Source organism: Paenibacillus sp. MT124 (assembly GCF_058792755.1).
In genome coordinates, this window is sequence record NZ_CM179500.1 from 735,953 (window position 1) to 758,549 (window position 22,597).

At 49.7% G+C, this 22,597-nt stretch carries 17 protein-coding genes, 2 rRNA genes and 1 riboswitch; of the genes, 18 read left to right on the forward strand and 1 reads right to left on the reverse strand.

What is annotated here, in order from left to right; all coding sequences use genetic code 11:
* The 3 genes from AC3RCI_RS03505 (at position 1) to AC3RCI_RS03515 (ending at position 4,498) form a co-directional block, all read left to right on the forward strand.
* Positions 1-2,927 (forward strand): 23S ribosomal RNA (locus tag AC3RCI_RS03505).
* A gap of 184 nt (positions 2,928-3,111) precedes the next feature.
* Positions 3,112-3,228: ribosomal RNA gene (gene rrf, locus AC3RCI_RS03510) — 5S ribosomal RNA — on the forward strand.
* A gap of 265 nt (positions 3,229-3,493) precedes the next feature.
* The gene (locus AC3RCI_RS03515) at positions 3,494-4,498 is read left to right on the forward strand and encodes a ketoacyl-ACP synthase III (RefSeq protein WP_492527524.1); all 1,005 of its coding nucleotides are present in this window, start codon (positions 3,494-3,496) and stop codon (positions 4,496-4,498) included.
* 127 nt (positions 4,499-4,625) lie between these two features.
* On the opposite strand, the gene AC3RCI_RS03520 is transcribed toward AC3RCI_RS03515, so the two are convergent.
* Positions 4,626-6,563 (reverse strand): amidase family protein, encoded by a 1,938-nt coding sequence (locus AC3RCI_RS03520; protein WP_492527525.1) that lies wholly within the window; start codon positions 6,561-6,563, stop codon positions 4,626-4,628.
* A gap of 349 nt (positions 6,564-6,912) precedes the next feature.
* On the opposite strand from AC3RCI_RS03520, the gene AC3RCI_RS03525 reads away from it, so the two are divergent.
* The 15 genes from AC3RCI_RS03525 to purN all read left to right on the forward strand — a co-directional run bounded on the left by AC3RCI_RS03525 (position 6,913) and on the right by purN (position 22,430).
* Positions 6,913-9,042, forward strand: a complete 2,130-nt coding sequence (locus tag AC3RCI_RS03525) for a DNA topoisomerase III (RefSeq protein WP_492527526.1) — start codon at positions 6,913-6,915, stop codon at positions 9,040-9,042.
* Between the two features lie 125 nt (positions 9,043-9,167).
* Positions 9,168-9,305, forward strand: coding sequence for a hypothetical protein (locus AC3RCI_RS03530; RefSeq protein WP_167301682.1), 138 nt, complete (start codon positions 9,168-9,170; stop codon positions 9,303-9,305).
* A gap of 130 nt (positions 9,306-9,435) precedes the next feature.
* A complete protein-coding gene (locus AC3RCI_RS03535; RefSeq protein ID WP_095288452.1) occupies positions 9,436-9,699 on the forward strand; it encodes a DUF1294 domain-containing protein in 264 nt (87 codons plus the stop codon).
* Positions 9,700-9,850: 151 nt separating this feature from the next.
* The gene (locus AC3RCI_RS03540; protein ID WP_095288453.1) at positions 9,851-10,285 is read left to right on the forward strand and encodes a universal stress protein; all 435 of its coding nucleotides are present in this window, start codon (positions 9,851-9,853) and stop codon (positions 10,283-10,285) included.
* Positions 10,286-10,553: 268 nt separating this feature from the next.
* Positions 10,554-10,655, forward strand: a riboswitch (purine riboswitch).
* Between the two features lie 193 nt (positions 10,656-10,848).
* Positions 10,849-11,334, forward strand: a complete 486-nt coding sequence (gene purE / locus AC3RCI_RS03545; protein WP_336781495.1) for a 5-(carboxyamino)imidazole ribonucleotide mutase — start codon at positions 10,849-10,851, stop codon at positions 11,332-11,334.
* On the forward strand, positions 11,331-12,527 hold the full coding sequence (gene purK / locus AC3RCI_RS03550) for a 5-(carboxyamino)imidazole ribonucleotide synthase (protein WP_492527527.1): 1,197 nt from the start codon (positions 11,331-11,333) through the stop codon (positions 12,525-12,527). The genes purE and purK overlap by 4 nt, the downstream gene beginning before the upstream one ends.
* On the forward strand, positions 12,524-13,822 hold the full coding sequence (purB, locus tag AC3RCI_RS03555) for an adenylosuccinate lyase (RefSeq protein WP_492527528.1): 1,299 nt from the start codon (positions 12,524-12,526) through the stop codon (positions 13,820-13,822). Before purK ends, purB begins: the two co-directional genes overlap by 4 nt.
* Positions 13,823-14,057: 235 nt before the next feature.
* Positions 14,058-14,930, forward strand: coding sequence for a phosphoribosylaminoimidazolesuccinocarboxamide synthase (locus AC3RCI_RS03560; RefSeq protein ID WP_492527529.1), 873 nt, complete (start codon positions 14,058-14,060; stop codon positions 14,928-14,930).
* Positions 14,931-15,485: 555 nt separating this feature from the next.
* Complete coding sequence (gene purS, locus AC3RCI_RS03565; protein ID WP_090904903.1) at positions 15,486-15,731, forward strand: phosphoribosylformylglycinamidine synthase subunit PurS; 246 nt, start codon at positions 15,486-15,488, stop codon at positions 15,729-15,731.
* Positions 15,732-15,735: 4 nt separating this feature from the next.
* Positions 15,736-16,425 carry a phosphoribosylformylglycinamidine synthase subunit PurQ gene (gene purQ / locus AC3RCI_RS03570; protein WP_095288457.1) on the forward strand — a complete coding sequence of 230 codons (690 nt, stop codon included), beginning with the start codon at positions 15,736-15,738 and terminating at the stop codon, positions 16,423-16,425.
* Complete coding sequence (gene purL, locus AC3RCI_RS03575) at positions 16,403-18,646, forward strand: phosphoribosylformylglycinamidine synthase subunit PurL (protein WP_127538321.1); 2,244 nt, start codon at positions 16,403-16,405, stop codon at positions 18,644-18,646. Before purQ ends, purL begins: the two co-directional genes overlap by 23 nt.
* Entirely contained in the window at positions 18,631-20,109 is a 1,479-nt protein-coding gene (gene purF, locus AC3RCI_RS03580) for an amidophosphoribosyltransferase (protein WP_492527530.1), read from the forward strand. The genes purL and purF overlap by 16 nt, the downstream gene beginning before the upstream one ends.
* Before the next feature lie 12 nt (positions 20,110-20,121).
* Complete coding sequence (locus AC3RCI_RS03585) at positions 20,122-20,565, forward strand: immunity 26/phosphotriesterase HocA family protein (RefSeq protein ID WP_492527531.1); 444 nt, start codon at positions 20,122-20,124, stop codon at positions 20,563-20,565.
* Between the two features lie 207 nt (positions 20,566-20,772).
* Positions 20,773-21,813 (forward strand): phosphoribosylformylglycinamidine cyclo-ligase, encoded by a 1,041-nt coding sequence (gene purM / locus AC3RCI_RS03590; protein ID WP_095360921.1) that lies wholly within the window; start codon positions 20,773-20,775, stop codon positions 21,811-21,813.
* On the forward strand, positions 21,813-22,430 hold the full coding sequence (purN, locus tag AC3RCI_RS03595; RefSeq protein ID WP_492472891.1) for a phosphoribosylglycinamide formyltransferase: 618 nt from the start codon (positions 21,813-21,815) through the stop codon (positions 22,428-22,430). Before purM ends, purN begins: the two co-directional genes overlap by 1 nt.
* Positions 22,431-22,597 lie beyond the last annotated feature (167 nt).

The window sequence follows — 22,597 nt, forward strand, 5'->3', positions numbered from 1 at the left end:
GGTTAAGCTACTAAGAGCACACGGAGGATGCCTAGGCGCTAGGAGCCGATGAAGGACGTGGCGAACAACGATACTGCCTCGGGGAGCTGTAAGCAAGCTTTGATCCGGGGATGTCCGAATGGGGAAACCCAGCTGGGGTAATATCCAGTTACACCTAACTGAATACATAGGTTAGTGTGAGGCATACCAGGGGAACTGAAACATCTAAGTACCTTGAGGAAGAGAAAACAATAGTGATTCCGTCAGTAGCGGCGAGCGAACGCGGAACAGCCCAAACCAGAGAGCTTGCTCTCTGGGGTTGTGGGACGTCTCACATGGAGTTACAAAGGAACCGGTTAAACGAAGAGGTCTGGAAAGGCCCGCCAAAGAAGGTAAAAGCCCTGTAATTGAAAGTCTGTTCCCTCCGAGACGGATCCCGAGTAGTGCGGGGCACGTGAAACCCCGTATGAATCCGGCAGGACCATCTGCCAAGGCTAAATACTTCCTAGCGACCGATAGTGAAGCAGTACCGTGAGGGAAAGGTGAAAAGCACCCCGGAAGGGGAGTGAAATAGAACCTGAAACCGTGTGCTTACAAGAAGTCAGAGCCCATTTTAGGGGTGATGGCGTGCCTTTTGTAGAATGAACCGGCGAGTTACGTTCCCGTGCAAGGTTAAGGTGAAGAGCCGGAGCCGCAGCGAAAGCGAGTCTGAATAGGGCGAGTTAGTACGTGGACGTAGACCCGAAACCGGGTGATCTACCCCTGTCCAGGGTGAAGGTGCGGTAACACGCACTGGAGGCCCGAACCCACGCACGTTGAAAAGTGCGGGGATGAGGTGGGGGTAGCGGAGAAATTCCAATCGAACTCGGAGATAGCTGGTTCTCCCCGAAATAGCTTTAGGGCTAGCCTCGGAAAACAGAGTCGTGGAGGTAGAGCACTGATTGGGTGCGGGGCCCGCAAGGGTTACCAAGCTCAGTCAAACTCCGAATGCCATAGACTTACTTCCGGGAGTCAGACAGTGAGTGCTAAGATCCATTGTCAAAAGGGAAACAGCCCAGACCATCAGCTAAGGTCCCCAAGTGTGTGTTAAGTGGGAAAGGATGTGGAGTTGCACAGACAACCAGGATGTTGGCTTAGAAGCAGCCACCATTGAAAGAGTGCGTAATAGCTCACTGGTCGAGTGACTCTGCGCCGAAAATGTAACGGGGCTAAACACACCACCGAAGCTATGGCTTGATGCTTGCATCAGGGGTAGGGGAGCGTTGTATAAGGGTTGAAGGTGTACCGTAAGGAGCGCTGGACATTATACAAGTGAGAATGCCGGTATGAGTAACGAAAAGATCAGTGAGAATCTGATCCGCCGAAAGCCTAAGGGTTCCTGAGGAAGGCTCGTCCGCTCAGGGTAAGTCGGGACCTAAGGCGAGGCCGAAAGGCGTAGTCGAAGGACAACAGGTCGAAATTCCTGTACCACCGTAAATCGTTACGAGCGATGGGGGGACGCAGTAGGGTAGTGACGCAGGCTGATGGATGCCTGTCCAAGCAGTAAGGCTGATGTGTAGGCAAATCCGCACATCGTAAGGCTGAGCTGTGATGGGGAGTGAAAATTACAGTAGCGAAGGTCATGATCTCACACTGCCAAGAAAAGCCTCTAGCCAGATGAAGGTGCCCGTACCGCAAACCGACACAGGTAGGCGAGAAGAGAATTCTAAGGCGCGCGGAAGAACTCTCGTTAAGGAACTCGGCAAAATGACCCCGTAACTTCGGGAGAAGGGGTGCCCCGGTAGTGTGAATAGCACGAGGGGGCCGCAGTGAAAAGGCCCAAGCGACTGTTTAGCAAAAACACAGGTCTGTGCGAAGCCGTAAGGCGAAGTATACGGGCTGACGCCTGCCCGGTGCTGGAAGGTTAAGGGGAGCGGTTAGGGAGTAATCCCGAAGCTGTGAACCGAAGCCCCAGTAAACGGCGGCCGTAACTATAACGGTCCTAAGGTAGCGAAATTCCTTGTCAGGTAAATTCTGACCCGCACGAATGGCGTAACGACTTGGGCGCTGTCTCAACGAGAGATCCGGTGAAATTTTAATACCTGTGAAGATGCAGGTTACCCGCGACAAGACGGAAAGACCCCATGGAGCTTTACTGCAGCTTGATATTGAATTTGGGTACGATCTGTACAGGATAGGTGGGAGCCTTTGAAGCATGAGCGCCAGCTTGTGTGGAGGCACCGTTGGGATACCACCCTGATCGTATCTAGGTTCTAACCTGGTGCCCTTAGCGGGTACGGGGACAGTGTCAGGTGGGCAGTTTGACTGGGGCGGTCGCCTCCTAAAGAGTAACGGAGGCGCCCAAAGGTTCCCTCAGAATGGTTGGAAATCATTCGAAGAGTGCAAAGGCATAAGGGAGCTTGACTGCGAGACCTACAAGTCGAGCAGGGACGAAAGTCGGGCTTAGTGATCCGGTGGTACCGCATGGAAGGGCCATCGCTCAACGGATAAAAGCTACCCTGGGGATAACAGGCTTATCTCCCCCAAGAGTCCACATCGACGGGGAGGTTTGGCACCTCGATGTCGGCTCATCGCATCCTGGGGCTGAAGTAGGTCCCAAGGGTTGGGCTGTTCGCCCATTAAAGCGGTACGCGAGCTGGGTTCAGAACGTCGTGAGACAGTTCGGTCCCTATCTGTCGTGGGCGTAGGAAATTTGAGAGGAGCTGTCCTTAGTACGAGAGGACCGGGATGGACGTACCGCTGGTGTACCAGTTGTTCCGCCAGGAGCACCGCTGGGTAGCTATGTACGGACGGGATAAGCGCTGAAAGCATCTAAGCGTGAAGCCCCCCTCAAGATGAGATTTCCCAGTATGTAAGACCCCTTGAAGACGACGAGGTAGATAGGCTGGGGGTGGAAGTGCAGTAATGCATGGAGCTGACCAGTACTAATCGGTCGAGGGCTTATCCAAATATGCAGGTTTTGATCGCAAGTTTTGTTTCGGATCTAGTTTTCAGAGAATAATCTCTGAAATGAAAATCGGTACAACACTCCAATGTGTGTATGATTTTCAGTTCCACAGACGCTGAACCATTCATCCACACCGATGTGTAGGACCGAATGGAACGCGAATGCATTTGGTACACAAATGCTCGTTTGGTGGCGATGGCGGAGGGGTTCCACACGTACCCATCCCGAACACGACCGTTAAGCCCTCTAGCGCCGATGGTACTTGGACCGAAGGGTCCTGGGAGAGTAGGACGCTGCCAAGCAAAGAACCACTGCCGAAGAAACTCGGTGGTGGTTTTTATTTGTTTATAAATATAACAAATTATAATTTTAACAGCCCGATAGTGATTAATTGGGCTGTTTTTTGTTTTTTCAGAGAACTTGTTAATTGACTCTCTCAGGTGCGACGTGCAGTAGGCATGGTTTCAATAAGGAAAAACAAAAATAAACTACTTTTTATCATTTTTTAGTACCAAGTACTAATACTTAGTGCTATAATAGTAAAAAACTAACGAGGTGATTACCGGTATGATTCAATCGAAAGCAACGATTACGGCCATGGGCACTTATGTACCGGATCGTATATTAAGTAATACTGATTTGGAGAAATTAGTTGAAACGAACGATGAATGGATCGTGCAACGAACAGCGATGAGGGAGCGGAGAATTGCCGCAGAGGATCAGTTCGTTTCTGATCTGGCAGTTAAGGCTGTGGAAGACATGATTCGGCGGTATGGAGTTGACGTTCATGATGTGGATATGATCCTCGTAGCAACAAGTACGCCTGAGTATGCATTCCCTAGCACAGCTTCCAGAGTACAGGCCAGTCTGAACATTACTCAGACAGGAGCACTGGATTTGAGCGCAGCGTGCGCAGGCTTTGTCTATGGGTTGCAGCTGGCCGATAGCATGATTACAAGTGGCATGTATCGCAAAGTGCTCGTAATCGGGGCGGAGACGTTATCCAAAATTACGGATTACACCGATCGTACGACATGTATTTTGTTTGGGGATGGAGCAGGAGCGTTTCTGTTGGAACGAACCGAAGGGCAGGGCAGTGCTCTGGCAGCACTTTCCGGAACTCAGGGTGATGGTGGGTTACATGTTTATAGCAGTGGGCTTTCCTCCGAGATGAATGGGGTACCTCTTCAAGGTGACGGACGTCTTGTGCAAAACGGCAGGGAAGTATACAAATGGGCTGTACGGCTGATACCCGAGCAATTGCCGAAACTTATCGCGAACTCAGGGTTGCAGACGGAGCAGATCGACTGGTTTGTACCGCACAGCGCCAATATGAGAATGATTGAAGCTGTCTGCGAGCGCGGACCTGTACCGTTGGAACGCACGCTAACCAGCATGGAGTATCGTGGGAACACATCGGCTGCATCCATACCTCTGGCCATTCAGCTGGCTGTCGATGAAGGGAAAGTGAAGCAGGGTCAGCGCCTTGCCTTATTCGGTTTCGGTGGTGGCTTAACTTATGCAGGCCTTGTGTTGGAATGGAGTGTTCCAGACACTGATTCAATGAAGTAACGTAGAAAGTTGAGATTAAGCAGATAAGACAGTTTGTCTTACCAGGATAATAAAAAAAGTACACTTTCCTCCGATGTGGAGGCGAAGTGTACTTTTTGTCTATTAGCTTTTTAAATTCAATAAAGAGTTATGGCGTAAGTTTAGGAGCTTGGCGGTGGTGGGTTCCTTGCTCATAACTATATGCGAGTTTAATCAATGTTCCTTCATCAAAGGCACGGCCGAGGAATTCAATGCCTACAGGTAGACCCTCTGTAGTGAAGCCGGCAGGTACGGTGATAGCCGGGAATCCGGAGAATGGGCTTAGTCGGTTATTCCCGCCGGAATTTTGACCCTCCCCAATCACGGCTGCAGCCTGGGTGGATGTGGGATAGACAATGGCATCCAGGTTATTGTCAGCCATCACTTTTAGAATAGCTTCGCGTGTGATTTGAGTACGTTTTAATACGATGTCTTTGTACTCGGTTGTCTCCAGCGTTTCCCGTGCATCGCGTGCCTTCATGGATTGTTCCTGTGTTTTATCAAATTCACCTGAAGCGATGATCTCCGACAGACTGTGGTATGGAGCATCTTCACCAAGTGACTCCAGATAGTCGTTGAGCTGGAATTTGAATTCATATCCGCTCAAGCTTGGGTATTTGTTGATTTCGTCCAGATTTGGAATACTAATGGGTACAGCAGTTGCACCCAGAGATTTCAATTCTTCCACTGCATTGTTGATGACATCAGCAACGGCTTTCTCTTCTGCTTTGGTGCTTGGGATCAGTTCAGTAGCTACACCAATACGCGCGCCTTTAAGTCCATTCACGTCCAGGAAGTCAGTGTAACTGGAAGGGATTTTGCCTACAGCATAGGCTGTAGCCACATCGTCCTTGTCATAACCTGCTGTAGCGTCCAGCATGATCGCAGCGTCGCTAACTGTACGAGCCATAGGGCCACCTACATCCTGAGTCAGAGCAAGCGGGATAATGCCTTCACGGCTGGATAGTCCAATCGTTGGACGAATTCCGACAAGGCTGTTGAAGCTGGATGGAATACGGATGGATCCACCCGTATCTGTACCCATGCCTGCTGCAGCAAAGTTGGAGGCAATCGCTGCCCCTGTCCCGCCGCTGGAACCGCCAGGATAGTGATCTAGTGCGTAAGGGTTCAGGGTTTGTCCACCCAATGAACTGGATGTAGTAATGCCAAATGCAAATTCATGCAGATTTGTTTTACCGAGGATAATGGCACCCGCTTCTTTGAGTTTTTTCACTTGCTCAGCGTCTTGGGCAGGCACGGAGTCCTTCAGACAGATACAGCCGGCAGTGGTAGGCATATCATTCGTATCGAAGTTGTCCTTCACAAGAACCGGAATACCATGCAGCGGTCCGCGTGCGCCTTTGGCTGCACGTTCTTCGTCCAAAGCCTGGGCAAGTTCAAGTGCTTCCGGGTTTAAGGCTAGTATGGAATTAATGCTAACTCCCTGATCATCGAATTTCTCAATCCGATCCAGATACATTTGAACCAATTCCTTAGATGTAAGCTTTCCTTGCGTCATTGCAGCCTGGAGTTCCGTAATCGTTGCTTCCTCCAGAACAAATGGTTTTATGTAGTTATAAATGCGATCTTTCAATATAGCGACATCATTTTCCGTCAGGAAAGCGTTAGGTAGAAAGAGGGAATCAGTATAACCTTTCATCAACCCTGCAGCATTCAAGGCACCGATGGCACCTGCATAGCTGGATTGGTCCGGTACGTCTTTGAATGACTCTGTGGTGGACTCCAGCTTCAACCAGGTTTGAAGAGCTAGAGCAGCATCCTTACGCTGAACGGTTTTGCCTGATAGCTCGTCCATTGAAAAAGGCACACCTGCAAGTGTCGCTGCTTCTTCCATGGCTTTAATAAATGCGGCAGGCGTGGCAGGTGCCTTCCCTGCAGCTGTTGCTGCGACCGTTGTTTTGCTTGATGGGGTTGCTGCTCCGGCTGATGCCAGCGGTACGGAAGCTCCTCCCCAAGTTGTAACCATTACTGCTCCTGTCAGTAACAGAGCTCCACTCTTTTTCAATACAGATCCATGATAAGTCATGTATCCACGCTCCCTTCTGTCGCAATGATGTGTGTGATGAAACGGCTGCATATGCTTTTGTCACATTCTAATAACATGTGAGGTATTCTTACAACATTCATATTTATCCAAAAAAACGTATACAATTTGTATTAATGTGATTATTTCTTTCGGATGCTCTTATTTTCATTCCTAAAAGAAATTTAAGTGTTCATAAATGTGTTATATTATCTTACATACAATCTAGAACAGTAATTTATCAGGCTAATCGTTCACCTGGGATAGGCCAAGAAACGATTGGTATGAAATGATATAATGAAAGGATAGGAACGTGGGTTACAAGGTGTATGAAGAAAGGAAGAGATACGAAGTGAAAACATTGGTACTCGCTGAGAAACCATCTGTGGCACGTGAAATTGCCAGAGTTATGGGAGCGCGTGATAAACATAAGAGTTATTTGGAAGGTCCTAAATATATCGTAACGTGGGCACTTGGGCATCTGGTAGGGCTGGCGGAACCTGAAGATTACGACAAGAAGTACGCCACCTGGAATCTTGAAGATCTGCCGATCCTGCCGGAGCGGGCGAAACTGAAGGTGCTAAGAGAGACGAATCATCAATACAAGGCCGTACAGCAGCTTATGAAACGTCAAGATGTTGGTGAACTTGTCATCGCAACGGATGCTGCCCGGGAGGGAGAGCTGCTTGCTCGTTGGATCATGCAAATGGCGCAGTGGAAGAAGCCCTTCAAACGACTGTGGATTTCTTCTCAGACGGATAAGGCAATCAAAGAAGGATTTGCTTCGCTGAAGCCAGGGAGTCAGTTTGACCGTCTCTATGAATCGGCATGGTGCCGGGCAGAAGCGGACTGGATGATTGGGCTTAATGTGACACGAGCGCTGACCGTTCGATTTAATGCACAGTTGTCTGCAGGACGGGTACAGACGCCAACCCTGGGCATGATCATGGACAGGGAAAATGAAATCAATGGTTTTCGGTCACAGGAGTATGAGACATTAACTGCAGATTTTGGAGGTTTTCAAGCCGTGTGGCGGGCCTCAGGCGGAGATTCACGCATCTTTGATACTCAAGATACCCAGGCATTGAAGAAACGAGTGGACGGACGTAAGGGAACCATTGCTCAGGTCAAAAAGAGTGAAAAAGTGGAGCCGCATCCTCTGGCCTATGACTTGACGGAGCTTCAGCGTGATGCCAACCGCAAGTATGGCTTTTCAGCCAAGCAGACTTCCAACGTCCTGCAGCGTCTCTATGAGCAGCATAAGCTGGTTACATATCCGCGTACGGATAGCCGTTACCTGACATCGGACATGACAGGTACGCTGAAAGAAAGGCTGGATAGTGTAGCTGTTGGACCTTATGCATCATTGGCGCGTCCGTTGCTGCGGAAAAACTTGAATATCACCAAACGAATTGTGGATGACAGCAAGGTAACGGATCACCATGCAATTATTCCGACAGAACAGACGGTGCTGCTGAATCAGCTGAATCCGGAGGAACGCAAACTGTATGATTTGATCGTACGCCGATTTATCAGCTTGTTCTATCCAGCTGCCAGATACGATTCAGTAGCGATTACTGTGCAAGTGGGTGAAGATTCCTTCCATGTTAAAGGGACAACGGTAAAAGACAGTGGCTGGCGTGAAGTATACGGCGGCGACTACAGTGATGAAGATGATGAGCGCACAGATGAGCAGGCAGACAACGGCCGCACTCTTTTGCCAGACGTACAGCAAGGTCAGTCGGTTACCGTTCAGCGTTGTCATATTAAAAGTGGAAGAACCATGCCACCTAAACGGTACACGGAGGCAGCATTGCTCGCACAAATGGAGAAGCACGGACTCGGTACCCCGGCTACGCGTGCAGATATTATCGAGAAATTGGTCAGCTCGGATACCATCGACCGCCAAGGCAACAGCATGCATCCTACAGGTAAAGGGAAGCAATTGATTGAGCTGGCTGCTCCGCAGCTGCGCACACCTGAACTGACGGCGCGTTGGGAGGCTGAACTGGAACGGATTGCTCGTGGGCAGGGGAAACCAGGTCCTTTCCTGGAAGGCATACGTTCGATGGCTAAAGAACTGGTGTCCACTGTAAAAGGAAGCAAGGCAGAGTATAAGCCGCATAACGTTTCGAGCAGCCACTGCCCGGATTGCAATGCGCGCCTGCTTGAGAAGAAAGGGAAACGCGGCAAGTTTCTCGTATGTCCCACGGAGGATTGTGGCTATCGACGCTCGGCAGAGAAGCGGTTATCCAACCGTCGTTGTCCGCAGTGTCACAAGAAGATGGAAATGAAAGAAGGCAAAGCGGGCCTTTATGTTCAGTGTCTGCCTTGCGGAATCACGGAAGCATTGGATAAAGATAAACAGCACGTCAACAAACGCGAACAGCAAAAGCTGGTCAAACAGTATGCCAAGCAGGAATCCATCGGATCCAATCTCGGAGACTTGTTGAAAGCAGCGATGGAGAAAAAAGGGGAATAGTGCCCCTGAAAGAGTTTGGTACAAGTTGAATGGATACTGGCGAAGTCATGCTCAATAAACCGCTTCGCTTGGTGTCGTATAAGATCCCTCCTTTTCAGGCAACGTAAGCCAAGGAGGTGACACAGATGCCACACAACAAACCAGAGAAAATTCATAATCAGCAGAATAAGGACAGTATCCGCGAAGAAAGCATCGGAGCACGTCCAACCAAGGCGGGTAAAAGAGTTCCCAGCCTGAACGGTATTCCGAAACAGGAGTCTTAGGTTCTAACCGGAACGGATGATTCCATTAAACAATCTATGCGGCTCCCTTCTCGCGTTGATCATGTCCCTGCAGAGGACTATAATGGAGGAACAGGGAGATGTCCCGGGATAGGGGGACCGCTAGAATTATATGCAAACCGGACTCATATTGTGGTTTTTATTTATTAACGTGGTAGGTTATCTGGTGATGTCAGATGACAAAAAGCGGGCGCAGCGACGCCGTGACCGTACACCCGAACGGACGTTATTCCTGCTGGCGTTTATCGGAGGGGCACTTGGAGTCTGGATTGCAATGTACCGGAAAAGGCACAAAACGAAACATCCGAGCTTTACCATTGGGATTCCACTTCTGCTATTTCTGAATGCTGTAATCTATGGCTATTTTTTGAAGTAGAACCTAGGGGTGTAGACGCTGTAAAACAAGGCAAATGGTTCATATCGCATGAAGAACGTTTATAGGGTTACATGGTGCTGGTTTTAGTTTTACGTCAGACCGAAGCTTCCAGCTTCGGAGTTTCTACATATAAGGAAGGGACGGGATTTACATGTTATTCTCCAAAATTTTAGTAGCTTATGATGGATCAAAAGCTTCAAACAAGGCGCTGGATCGTGCCATTGAACTGGCTAAAGTGTCTCCGGATTCAGTCATTGATGTCATTCATGCCTTTGACTTCCCGCGCGTATTTATTGGAGAAGGACTTGCACCACTGCCACCATCTCTGAATAACGATTACTACAACCTGGCTGTGCAAACAACCGATGAAGCGAAAGAACGACTCAAAGCTGCGGGAGTTACGGCAAACGTAGACCTGATTCAAGGAGCTGCTGCTGAAGTGCTGCTGGATTACGCTAAGGAAAATGGATCGGATGTTATCGTCATCGGAAGTCGTGGACTTGGCGGCATTCGTGAATTCGTATTGGGCAGTGTCAGCCATAATGTGGTGCAGCATGCTCAAATTCCTGTATTGATCGTTAAATAATGCATAAATTTTGAGCTCCAAATATTCACTGAGCCGGCTGTCTTCATTCCATTGAAGAGAAGTCGGCTTTCTTTTATGGGATGAAATGGATATGAAGCCCAAAAGAAACACCTCAATCACGAACATTATATTTGTCAATATGTTAAATGTTCGTCTTTAAGTTGACATTAGCTGTAGGGGATTGTTAGAATGTTAGATGTGTCGATCAGGTGAGAATAAGGTCGAGTAGGAACGAAAGATGGACCAAGGTTGACCGAAATGTGTCACTTGGATTGAATAGATATTTGCTCGTATAACGCCGGGGATAAGGCCCGGAAGTCTCTACCCGGAGACCGTAAATTTCCGGACTACGAGGAGATACGGCTGAGAGTCGCATGAATATGGATGCGGACAGCAAGCCCCCTTTTGGCATGCCCAAATGAGGGATACGTATTTCTTGGAGTCCGGTGTCCGGAGAAAATGTGATGTTTTCGCGGGTAGCGGATTTTTTTGTTTCAAAAGGGAACGCGTATGGCAAGAGTGGTTGTTATCAAAATAAGCTCAGACGGGAGTTGGATGTATTCATGTCAGTGCAGGTCGCTGTAATTATGGGCAGCAAGTCGGATTGGGAAACGATGAAGCATGCGTGTGAGGTGCTGGATGAACTGGAGATCGGGTATGAGAAAAAGGTTGTATCTGCGCATCGCACACCGGATCTGATGTTTGAATATGCCGAGCAGGCTGCTGAGCGCGGATTCAAGGTTATCATTGCAGGTGCAGGCGGAGCAGCACATCTCCCTGGCATGGTTGCTTCCAAAACGATGCTGCCGGTAATCGGCGTACCTGTGCAGTCCAAGGCACTGAATGGTCTCGATTCCCTATTATCGATTGTTCAGATGCCGGGCGGCATTCCTGTCGCAACGGTAGCGATTGGCAAGGCGGGTGCTACTAATGCAGGGCTGCTTGCAGGCCAGATGATTGGTGCGTTCGATGAGGATGTCCGTAATCGCTGCGAAGCCCGCAGAGAGCGGATCAAACGTGAAGTACTCGAAAGCAGTGATGAGCTATGAGTAAAACTGAATTAAATCTTTCCGGCATGGCTGGACGTGTGCTGCTCCCAGGAAAAACAACCATTGGCGTTCTCGGGGGCGGACAGCTTGGACGAATGCTGACGCTTGCCGGGACAGCGATGGGATACCGATTTGTCACGCTTGATCCGGCGCCAGATTCGCCTTGCGGACAGGTTGCCCGCCAGATTGAGGCCGGATATGACGATGAAGCTGCAGCGCTTGAACTGGCCCGTCAATGTGATGTGATCACGTATGAGTTTGAAAATGTGGATGCAGGTGTAGCGGGCTTGCTGGAACGTGAATCCTATGTGCCGCAAGGAAGTGTATTGTTGTATACAACCCAGCATCGGTTGCGTGAGAAACGAGCCATAGAAGCTGCTGGAGTAAGAGTAGCGCCTTATCGGGAGATTACGAGTAAGGATACGATGCAAGCAGCCGTAAGCGAGCTTGGTGTACCATGTGTTTTGAAGACGGTAACCGGAGGATACGATGGTAAAGGCCAGCGGGTCATCCGCGAAGCGAGTCAGGCTGTACCGGTTTACGAAGAGCTTGCGGCAACCGGAGCGGAACTGGTACTGGAGCAATTTATCAAGTTTGACTGCGAAATCTCCGTCGTGGTTGCCCGAAGCACAAGTGGCGAGATCAAGACATTCCCGCCAGCGGAGAACATTCATGTGAACAACATTCTTCATGCCTCGATCGTACCGGCCAGAGTGGCTACGGACATACAGATTGAAGCCCAGAAGCTTGCAGCGGCTGTGGCAGAATCCATGCAGGCTGTTGGATTGCTGGCGGTGGAACTCTTTGTTGCGGCAGACGGAAGATTGTACGTGAATGAACTGGCTCCAAGACCTCATAATTCCGGTCATTACACGATGGAAGCTTGTGCGACGTCACAGTTCGAGCAGCACATTCGTGCCATCTGCGGGCTGCCATTAGGAGACACTACACTGTTAAGTCCGGTGGTTATGGTCAATGTGCTTGGAGAACATCTGGAAGGAATTATCGCCAGAACGGGTCAACCTGATGCAGAAGCAATGGAACTCGGTGTTATTCCCAAGCTTCACATATATGGCAAAACCGAAGCAAAAACGGGACGGAAAATGGGGCATGTCAATCTGCTCTGTCAGGACGTAGAAGAAGGATTGCAATGGATTGAACAAACTAATATCTGGAGGAATACAAATTCATGATCGAACGTTATAGCAGACCCGAAATGAGAGCCATCTGGACGGAGGAAAACAAATTCAAGTCCTGGCTGGAAGTTGAAATTTGTGCATGTGAAGCTTGGGCGGAACTCGGAGTTATTCCTAAGGAAGAAGCAGCATTGCTTCGTCAAAACGCTTCTTTTGATATCGATCGCATCTATGAAATCGAACAGGAAACGCGCCACGACGTTATTGCTTTTACACGCACGGTATCCGAGAGTCTCGGTGCAGAACGCAAATGGGTGCACTACGGACTGACATCCACGGATGTGGTCGATACGGCTCTGGGCTACGTACTGCGCCAGGCCAATGAAATTCTGGAACGCGACATCGTGAACTTTATCGAGATCTTGCGTGAGAAGGCCCTCGCTTATCAGCATACGCCAATGATGGGTCGCACACACGGGGTGCATGCCGAGCCAACAACCTTTGGTTTGAAAATGGTCCTGTGGCATGAAGAGATGAAACGTAATCTGGAGCGTTTCCGCCATGCGGCAGACAATGTGCAGTACGGTAAGATCTCCGGTGCGGTAGGAACTTACGCGAACATCGATCCGTTTGTTGAAGAGTTTGTCTGCGAGAAGCTGGGCACGAAGCCTGCGCCGATCTCGACACAAACCTTGCAGCGTGACCGTCATGCAGAATACATGGCTACCCTGGCATTGATCGCAACATCATTGGACAAGTTTGCTACAGAAGTTCGTGCACTGCAAAAGAGTGAATTCCGTGAGGTGGAAGAAGCGTTTGCCAAAGGTCAAAAAGGATCTTCCGCTATGCCGCACAAACGTAATCCGATTGGTAGCGAAAATATCTCCGGTCTGTCCCGCGTCATCCGTGGACATATGGTGTCAGCATACGAGAACGTAACACTGTGGCATGAGCGCGATATCTCACACTCTTCTGTAGAGCGTGTCATCCTGCCGGATGCAACGATGCTGCTGAACTACATGCTGAACCGTTTCGGTAACATCGTGAAAAACCTGACAGTGTTCCCTGAGAACATGAAGCGGAACATGGAGCGTACCTTCGGCGTTCCATTCTCTGGACGCGTACTGACGAAGCTGATCGACAAAGGCTTCAGCCGTGAACAGGCATATGATACCGTTCAACCACGTGCCATGCAGGCATGGGAAGAACAGCGCCAGTTCAAGGATATCGTGAAAGCCACACCGGAAATCACCGAGGTGCTGAGCGATGAGGAAATCGAAGATGCATTCAACCCGTCTTGGCACCTGAAGCATGTTGATACCATCTTCAAGAAGCTTGGTTTGACCAACTAATTAACTCCAATAAGGCTAGAGAGCAGAATGATGGACCAGCAGGGAACGGAGATTACAGAGCAAATCTGTAGAAGCGAAGCGCTCGCCTTTATCCCCGGATTTACACTTTGGAAAAAGTGGATCAAAAAAATCCGGGGGTAACAGCGATCGAAAGATTGTTCTGTTATCGGAGTGTAGTCTGCTCCATCGCGGTTCTGTCTGTAGCCTTATATCTCCTGAAAGAAGGTGAGCCTCCATGGCACTGTCCACAGCGGCAGATCTCGTTAAAGCACCTCTGTTATACAAAGGAAAAGTACGTGAATTGTACGATCTGGGGGAACATTTTCTGATCGTGGTTACGGACCGGATTTCAGCTTTTGATTACGTGCTGGACCCAGCGGTGCCCGAGAAGGGCAATGTGCTGAATAAACTCAGCAGCTTCTGGTTTGAACTGACGAGCGACATGATGGACAACCACATAGTTCATACGGACGTAAACCTTCTCGGTGATCTGATTGTGGACCCTGAGCTTCTGAAAGATCGCATTATGGTAACACGCAAAGCCGAACGCATCGATATCGAGTGTGTCGTACGCGGATACATCACTGGCGGCGGATGGAGACAATATGAGAATAGCGGAGAGGTAAACGGCATCAAACTGCCGGAAGGACTTCGCAAAAACGCCAAACTCGAAAAACCCATCTTCACTCCGGCTGCCAAAAATGATGTAGGCCATGATGAAGACATCCCGATGGACCGCATGAAAGAACTGGTTGGCAATGAGCTCGCAGTTGAACTTCAGGAAAAAAGCCTGCGTCTGTACGAGTTTGCTAGGGATTATTGTGATCAGCGTGGCATTATTCTCGCAGATTGCAAATTCGAGTTCGGTATCGTCGATGGCAAGGTCATCCTGATCGACGAAATCTTCACCCCGGATGCTTCACGCTTCTGGGCAAAAGAGAACTACGCACTAGACATCGAGATCGACAGCATGGACAAGGAGCCGGTGCGCACCTATCTGGCAGGAACCGATTGGGACAAAAACAGTAAGCCTGACCCGCTGCCACAAGCGGTGGTGGAGGCAACAACAGCAAGATACGTCGATATCTATAACCGTTTAACGAAATAATAAACGGGAAGTTTGAGGTGAGCTGCGGGGAAGTTTGGCTTTCGATCGCTGTTGCCCCGGAATGTATTGATTGGAATCTTTTTTCAAAAGAAACATTCCGGTTGCAAAGGCGAACGCTCCGCTTCTCCAGCTCAATCTTTCCCTCCGCCAGTATCAAACTGGGGGATGAGGTAATTAAGTGCGGAGGCTTCCCACAGGTAGGAAGCCTGAAAAATTACGAGAATTAAATTCTTTGATTACTAAAGTATTTTATAGACCATTTATTATTTAAATGTAATGGTCAGACTATACCATCACCCACCGTGCAACGTAAAAGATTTAGGCCTTTCAAAAAAACGCCGCATGGACTAGCGGAGGGGCGGAATTGTTCTTAAAGGAGCGATAGCGTTCGCCTTTGTCCCCGGGTTTTGACCGCAGAGCGGGCCAAAACAATTCAGAAAAACCTGGGGACAACAGTGACCGGAAGAACAATCCGCCCCGGAGCAAGCTCCCAAATCCTTTTTTTAACAGCATAAAGCATTTATCCCGTTCATTACTGAGGAGGAACATAGGATCATGATCAAAGCAACCGTCTATGTCACTATTAAGCAAAGCGTACTCGACCCGCAAGGAGTAGCCGTTCAAGGTGCCCTGCACTCGATGGGATTCAATGAAGTGGAAAGTGTACGGATCGGTAAAGTCATGGAACTGAACCTGGATACAACTGATCGCGCAGAAGCGGAAAAACGTTTGACTGTGATGTGTGAGAAGCTGCTGGCCAACACCGTTGTTGAAGATTACCGCTACGAATTGGAGGGTTAATCCCATGAAATTTGCAGTTCTTGTGTTCCCTGGCTCCAACTGCGACATTGACTGTTACAAGGCAGTGGAAGATGCCATTGGGCAAGAGGTTGATTATGTATGGCACACGGCAACGGATCTTTCGGCGTATGACTGTATCCTGGTTCCGGGTGGTTTCTCCTATGGAGACTACTTGCGTTGTGGGGCGATTTCCCGCTTCGCACCTGTAATGAATGAGGTAGCCAAAGCTGCTGAACAAGGCAAATATATTCTGGGGATCTGCAACGGATTCCAGATTCTGACTGAAGCCGGATTGCTTCCGGGTGCGTTGATTCGCAATATGTCACTGAAATTCCGTTGTCACGATACGGTATTGAAAGTAACGAATGCAGATACACCATTTACACGTGATTATGCACCTGGGGAAGAGATTATCATTCCGATTGCTCACGGTGAAGGTAATTATTACTGCGATGAAGAGACGCTCGCGAGCTTGCAGGCGAACAACCAGATCGTATTTACGTACGGCAGCAACCCGAACGGTTCCCTGGGCGATATCGCAGGAATCTGTAATGAGGGTGGAAACGTGGTTGGCATGATGCCGCATCCGGAGCGCGCGGTGGATTCACTGCTGGGCTCGGAAGACGGCAAACGAATGTTTACATCTATTTTGAAAGCATGGAGGGATCGACATGACGCAGCAGCTATCCGCTAAGGAACCGACGGCAGAACAGGTCGCAGAACATAAACTTTACGCACAAATGGGCGTGTCGGACAGCGAGTATGAGCTGATCTGTGAATTCATGGGACGCAAGCCGAACTACACGGAAATCGGTGTATTTAGCGTTATGTGGTCCGAGCACTGTGCATACAAAAACTCCAAGCCGCTGTTGCGCCGTTTCCCAACCAGTGGACCGCGTGTCCTGATGGGACCAGGTGAAGGTGCCGGGATCGTTGACATTGGCGACAACCAGGCTGTTGTTTTCAAAATTGAAAGCCATAACCACCCTTCCGCGGTAGAGCCTTATCAAGGGGCAGCAACAGGCGTGGGCGGTATCATCCGTGATATTTTCTCCATGGGTGCAAGACCGGTAGCCCTGCTGAACTCGCTTCGTTTCGGGAAATTGGAGAGCGACCGCGTGAAATACCTGTTTGAGCATGTCGTATCCGGTATTGCCGGATATGGTAACTGTATCGGGATTCCAACGGTAGCCGGTGAAGTGATGTTCGACGAAAGTTATGAAGGCAATCCACTCGTTAATGCCATGTGCGTAGGCTTGATCGATCATGACAAAATCCAGCGCGGTGTAGCCAAAGGCGTAGGAAATCCAGTGTACTATGTTGGTCCTCCAACGGGTCGTGATGGAATTCACGGTGCAACGTTTGCATCAGTAGAACTGACAGAAGAATCCGAATCCAAGAAGACAGCGGTCCAAGTCGGCGACCCGTTCATGGAAAAACTCGTCATGGAGTCCTGCCTTGAACTGATCGACACGGGTATCGTACTTGGTATTCAGGATATGGGTGCAGCTGGCCTGACTTGCTCCAGTGCGGAGATGGCAAGTAAAGCCGGTAATGGTCTGGAACTGTATCTGGATCAGGTACCGCAGCGCGAAGAAGGCATGACGCCTTATGAGATGATGCTGTCCGAGTCTCAGGAACGGATGCTGTTCGTGGTTGAGCCGAAGGATGAGGCGCAAGCAATGGAGATCTTCGAACGTTGGGGCGTAATCTGTGCAAAAGTCGGTAAAGTTACCGATGACGGACGTCTGAAGCTGTACCATCACGGCGAAGTGGTTGGGGATATGCCAGTGAAGGCATTGGTCGATGAGTGTCCAGTGTACAACAAGCCATCTTCTGTACCGGCTTACTACGAGCAAAGTGCTTCAATCGACACGCTGCGTTACGATGAAGTGTCGGATCTCGGCGGTGCGTTGAAACAGGTATTGGCTTCGCCAACGGTAGCAAGCAAAAAGTGGGTTTACGATCAATACGACTACATGGTTCGTACAAGTACAGCAGTTCGTCCGGGTTCGGATGCTGCCGTGGTAACAATTCGCGGAACACGCAAAGGTCTGGCGATGACAACGGACTGTAACGGACGTTATGTATATCTGGATCCTGAAGTGGGTGGCCGCATTGCAGTTAGTGAAGCGGCTCGTAACATTGTATGTTCCGGTGCGGAGCCACTGGCGATTACGGACAACCTGAACTTCGGTAACCCGGAGAAGCCGGACATTTTCTGGCAGATGGAAAAAGCCGTTGATGGTATGGCAGAAGCTTGCCGCGTACTGGATACGCCGGTTATTGGTGGTAACGTGAGTCTTTATAACGAAAACGCCAAAGGCTCAATCTATCCAACGCCAGTAGTCGGTATGGTAGGTCTCGTTCATGATACGGATCATATCACGACACAGGGATTCAAATCCGAAGGTGATGTGATCATCCTCCTCGGTGAGACCAAAGCGGAGCTGGGTGGCAGCGAGCTGCAGTACGCGGTTCATGGCAAAACGGAAGGCCGTCCGCCGCAGCTTGATCTGAACACGGAGAAAGCACTCCTCAGCACCGTGCTGGAAGCTATCCAATCCGGACTTGTTCGCTCGGCACATGACTTGTCTGAGGGCGGATTGGCTGTAGCTTTGGCTGAATCCTGCATCAGCGGCAACGTGGGTGCACAGGTGAATGTGGAAACTGCACTGCGTGCGGATCATGCACTCTTCAGTGAGAGCCAATCCCGCATTCTGCTGTCCGCTTCGCCGGAGCAAGCAGGTAAACTTGAAGCATTTGTACGTGAGCGCGGTGTACCCGTAGCTGTTATTGGACGTGTGGAAGGAAGCAACTTGACGATCGAATTGAACGGAACATCAGCCGTGAACGAACCCGTAGGAGGTTTGGCTCAGGTCTGGGAGGATGCGATTCCATGTCTCATGAACTGACGACAGGACAGTGGTGGACAGGCGATTATTATAACGAAGGGTCCGGTAAGGAAGGACTCGATAAATTAAAGGAAGAATGTGGGGTATTCGGAGTGTTCAGACACCCTGATGCTGCTTCGCTCTCCTATTATGGACTGCATGCGCTTCAACATCGGGGCGAAGAAAGTGCAGGTATGTGTGTGAGTGATGGTACCCAGTTTAACTACCATCGTGGTATGGGTCTGGTGAAGGAAGTCTTCACCAAAGACCTGATGCAGACCTTGTCTGGTGATATTTCCATCGGTCACGTTCGGTATTCCACGAGCGGCGACAGTAAACTGACCAATGCACAACCCCTGGTTTTCAAGTATCGTGACGGGGATCTGGCCGTTGCCACGAACGGGAATATCGTGAATGCACCAACGATTCGCCGGGAGCTGGAGCAGAGCGGGTCGATCTTCCAGACAACCAGCGATACGGAAGTTATTGCGCATTTGATTGCACGTTCATCGAAGGGTTTGGTGGAAGCAGCAAAAGATGCCTTCCAACGTATTGTGGGCGGTTATGCATTTCTGATCATGACCAACGACAAGCTGCTGGTGGCTTCTGATCCGCACGGTCTGCGTCCGCTGACGATGGGCAAGCTCGGAGATGCATATTTGTTTGCATCCGAAACGTGTGCACTGGAAACGATCGGCGCAGAATTGATTCGCGATATTGAACCTGGTGAACTGCTGGTGCTCGACGCAGATGGTCTGCACAAGGATCGCTTCGATCATCACAAGCACCGCAAGGCACTGTGTGCGATGGAATATATTTATTTTGCCCGTCCGGATAGTGACATGAACGGGGCCAACCAGCATGCTGCCCGGAAGCGGATGGGTGGACGCATGGCGATTGAATCTTTTGTGGATGCTGATCTGGTAACAGGTGTACCGGACTCCAGTATTTCCGCGGCAATTGGATATGCTGAGCAAACCGGTATTCCTTACGAGATGGGCATGATCAAGAATAAATACACCGGACGTACGTTTATCCAGCCAAGCCAGGAATTGCGTGAACAGGGCGTGAAGATGAAGCTGAGTGCCGTGCGCCGTGTGGTTGAAGGCAAACGTGTTGTTATGATTGATGATTCCATTGTACGGGGCACCACCTCACGCCGGATTGTGAACATGCTGCGAGATGCCGGAGCAACCGAGGTGCATGTACGTATTACATCGCCTCCATTTAAAAATCCATGTTTCTACGGCATTGATACGCCTGACAGCCGTGAGCTTATTGCCTCGCAGCTGTCGGTGGAGGAGATCTGCCGTGAGATCAACGCGGACTCTCTGGCGTTCCTCAGTCCCGATGGACTGATTGCATCCATTCAGGGAGATAATCAGGATGATTACAAAGGCGGGCTCTGCCTCGCTTGCTTCGATAATGATTATCCAACCAACCTTGACTTCGGTGGCGAAGAGAAATTTGGCTGCAGCTGTTAGGAGGTCAGGCTTATGGGAAGAAAAAGCTATAATGAGGGCGATGTTTTCCTGATTCCAATGCATGATGGACGGTTCGCCGTGTGTCAGGTTATATGTGCTCTGAGAGACCGCTTCAAAAAGGCATTTTCGTTTGGCGTGATGAGCATTCAGCGTGACGAAACCGTAAGTTTGAAAGACGGCGAGTTCCTCGTTTATTCTTTCGGTCAACGTAAGAGCAGCGTGATTTTCACCTCACCCAAGCTGCTGAAAGATGGCACATGGAGAATTATCGGTAATCTCCCGCTGACACCTGCGAAGAAGGAACTGCAAGTATTCCAGTGCGCCGGGAGTTTGTATGACGGAGACGAATTCATTCGAATGATTCCACCAGCAGAGTACAGCCTGTACATTACATTGGGTGCAGCTGGATTTGAGTTGGTGCAGAACTATCTGTTAGAAATGGGCAAAAATCAATAAATTGGACTATCCTTTTACACAAAAACGGAGAGGACAGAAAAAACCTGAAGAAGCGAAGCGTTCGCCTTTATCACCGGATTTTCCCTTTGAAAAGGGAATCAAAAAAATCTGGGGATAACAGCGATTGGAAGGTTATTCTGTCATCGGAGTATTACGGTGTAAATATCTTTAGTTCAATTTATATAAGATACGAAGGGTGCGATGGTAGTGTCAGAAGCATATAAAAAGGCCGGCGTCGATATCGCGGCAGGTAATGAAGCGGTTGAACGGATGAAAAAACACGTGAAGCGTACCTTCCGTCCGGAAGTGATGACAGATCTGGGCGGATTTGGAGCCCTGTTCGGTTTGAACAAAGACAAATATGATGAGCCGGTGCTCGTTTCCGGCACTGACGGTGTGGGAACCAAGCTGAAAATCGCGTTTGCCATGGACCGTCACGATACCATTGGAATCGACGCTGTGGCCATGTGTGTGAACGACATTGTGGTGCAGGGGGCGGAGCCGCTCTTTTTCCTCGATTACCTGGCATGTGACAAAGTCATCCCTGAGAAGATCGAAGCCATCGTTGCTGGTATCGCTGAAGGATGTCACCAGTCCGGATGTGCGCTGATTGGCGGAGAAACGGCAGAAATGCCGGGCATGTATAGTGAAGGGGAATACGATATTGCCGGATTTACCGTCGGAATCGTGGATAAAGCCAAAATCATCAACGGCACGACCATCTCTCCAGGTGACACGGTAATTGGACTGGCTTCCAGTGGTGTACACAGCAATGGATTCTCACTGGTCCGCAGACTTTTGCTGGAGGAAGCCGGGCTGGATCTGCATGAGGAAGTATCTGAACTGGGCGGCAAGCTGGGTGATGCACTGCTGGAGCCGACGAAAATCTATGTGAAACCACTTCTGTCCCTGCTGGAAAAGGTCAACGTCAAAGGCATGGCACACATAACGGGTGGCGGCTTTATCGAGAATATCCCACGGATGCTGCCGAGCAGCGTCAATGTAGATATCGATTACGGCTCATGGCCAATCCTGCCGATCTTCAACCTGCTGCAGCAAAAAGGGTCGGTCTCGAACCGGGATATGTTCACCACGTTTAACATGGGAATCGGACTTGTGCTTGTCGTGAACGAAGCAGACGCAAATGAAGCTCTGGAACAGCTGAAAGCTTCTGGTGAAGAAGCGTACATCATTGGACGTGTGACTGAAGGAGATGCGCGAGTAACCTTCACGGGAGCGGATGTTTAATGGCGAACTACCGGATTGCCGTATTTGCCTCTGGTGAAGGGTCGAACTTTCAGGCATTGGTGGATGCAGCGAAAAACGGAGAACTGGATGCGTCCGTAGACTTGCTGGTGTGTGACAAACCTGCTGCACGTGTTGTGCAGCGGGCCAAGGATGCAGGCGTGGATTGCCATCTGTTCACTCCGAAAAATTACGATTCCCGCGAGGCCTACGAGGCTGAGATCGTGGAAGTGCTTGAATCCAAAAACATTGACTTGGTTGTTCTTGCCGGATACATGAGGTTGCTGACTTCAGTCGTTGTGGATCGGTATGCAGGACGGTTGATTAACATCCATCCCTCCTTGCTGCCCGCATTTGCTGGTAAGGATGCAATCGGACAGGCATTGGAGTACGGCGTTAAAATCACTGGGGTAACCGTACACTTCGTGGATGGTGGCATGGATACGGGGCCTATCATTGCCCAGCATCCTGTGCCGATTCTTCCTCAGGATACGGCAGAATCGATCAGCCGTTCCATTCATGCAGCGGAACAGCAGCTGTATCCGGAGGTTGTTTCCTGGTTTGCTCAAGGATTGGTTCAGCTGGAGGGCCGTCAGGTTACAGTTCGGAAAGCGAACTAAGCATGTACAAGATAACGGAGAAGTTAGCATTTCATCCGGGAGTGAAGGCGATCGCAAGATTGTTCTGAACTCTCAATGGTTCTGATATGAAATCATTCATTCACCTTATATCGTAGGAATCGTCGAAACTTGGTACGCATTTTGTGATATTTCTCGGGAAATAAATC

Bases quoted from the DNA above. Each gene is read 5' to 3' on its own strand.
- AC3RCI_RS03515 (WP_492527524.1), top strand. From the start codon at position 3,494: ATGATTCAATCGAAAGCAACGATTACGGCCATGGGCACTTATGTACCG.
- AC3RCI_RS03520 (WP_492527525.1), bottom strand. From the start codon at position 6,563: ATGACTTATCATGGATCTGTATTGAAAAAGAGTGGAGCTCTGTTACTG.
- AC3RCI_RS03530 (WP_167301682.1), top strand. From the start codon at position 9,168: ATGCCACACAACAAACCAGAGAAAATTCATAATCAGCAGAATAAGGAC.
- AC3RCI_RS03535 (WP_095288452.1), top strand. From the start codon at position 9,436: ATGCAAACCGGACTCATATTGTGGTTTTTATTTATTAACGTGGTAGGT.
- AC3RCI_RS03540 (WP_095288453.1), top strand. From the start codon at position 9,851: ATGTTATTCTCCAAAATTTTAGTAGCTTATGATGGATCAAAAGCTTCA.
- purE (WP_336781495.1), top strand. From the start codon at position 10,849: ATGTCAGTGCAGGTCGCTGTAATTATGGGCAGCAAGTCGGATTGGGAA.
- purK (WP_492527527.1), top strand. From the start codon at position 11,331: ATGAGTAAAACTGAATTAAATCTTTCCGGCATGGCTGGACGTGTGCTG.
- purB (WP_492527528.1), top strand. From the start codon at position 12,524: ATGATCGAACGTTATAGCAGACCCGAAATGAGAGCCATCTGGACGGAG.
- AC3RCI_RS03560 (WP_492527529.1), top strand. From the start codon at position 14,058: ATGGCACTGTCCACAGCGGCAGATCTCGTTAAAGCACCTCTGTTATAC.
- purS (WP_090904903.1), top strand. From the start codon at position 15,486: ATGATCAAAGCAACCGTCTATGTCACTATTAAGCAAAGCGTACTCGAC.
- purQ (WP_095288457.1), top strand. From the start codon at position 15,736: ATGAAATTTGCAGTTCTTGTGTTCCCTGGCTCCAACTGCGACATTGAC.
- purL (WP_127538321.1), top strand. From the start codon at position 16,403: ATGACGCAGCAGCTATCCGCTAAGGAACCGACGGCAGAACAGGTCGCA.
- purF (WP_492527530.1), top strand. From the start codon at position 18,631: ATGTCTCATGAACTGACGACAGGACAGTGGTGGACAGGCGATTATTAT.
- AC3RCI_RS03585 (WP_492527531.1), top strand. From the start codon at position 20,122: ATGGGAAGAAAAAGCTATAATGAGGGCGATGTTTTCCTGATTCCAATG.
- purN (WP_492472891.1), top strand. From the start codon at position 21,813: ATGGCGAACTACCGGATTGCCGTATTTGCCTCTGGTGAAGGGTCGAAC.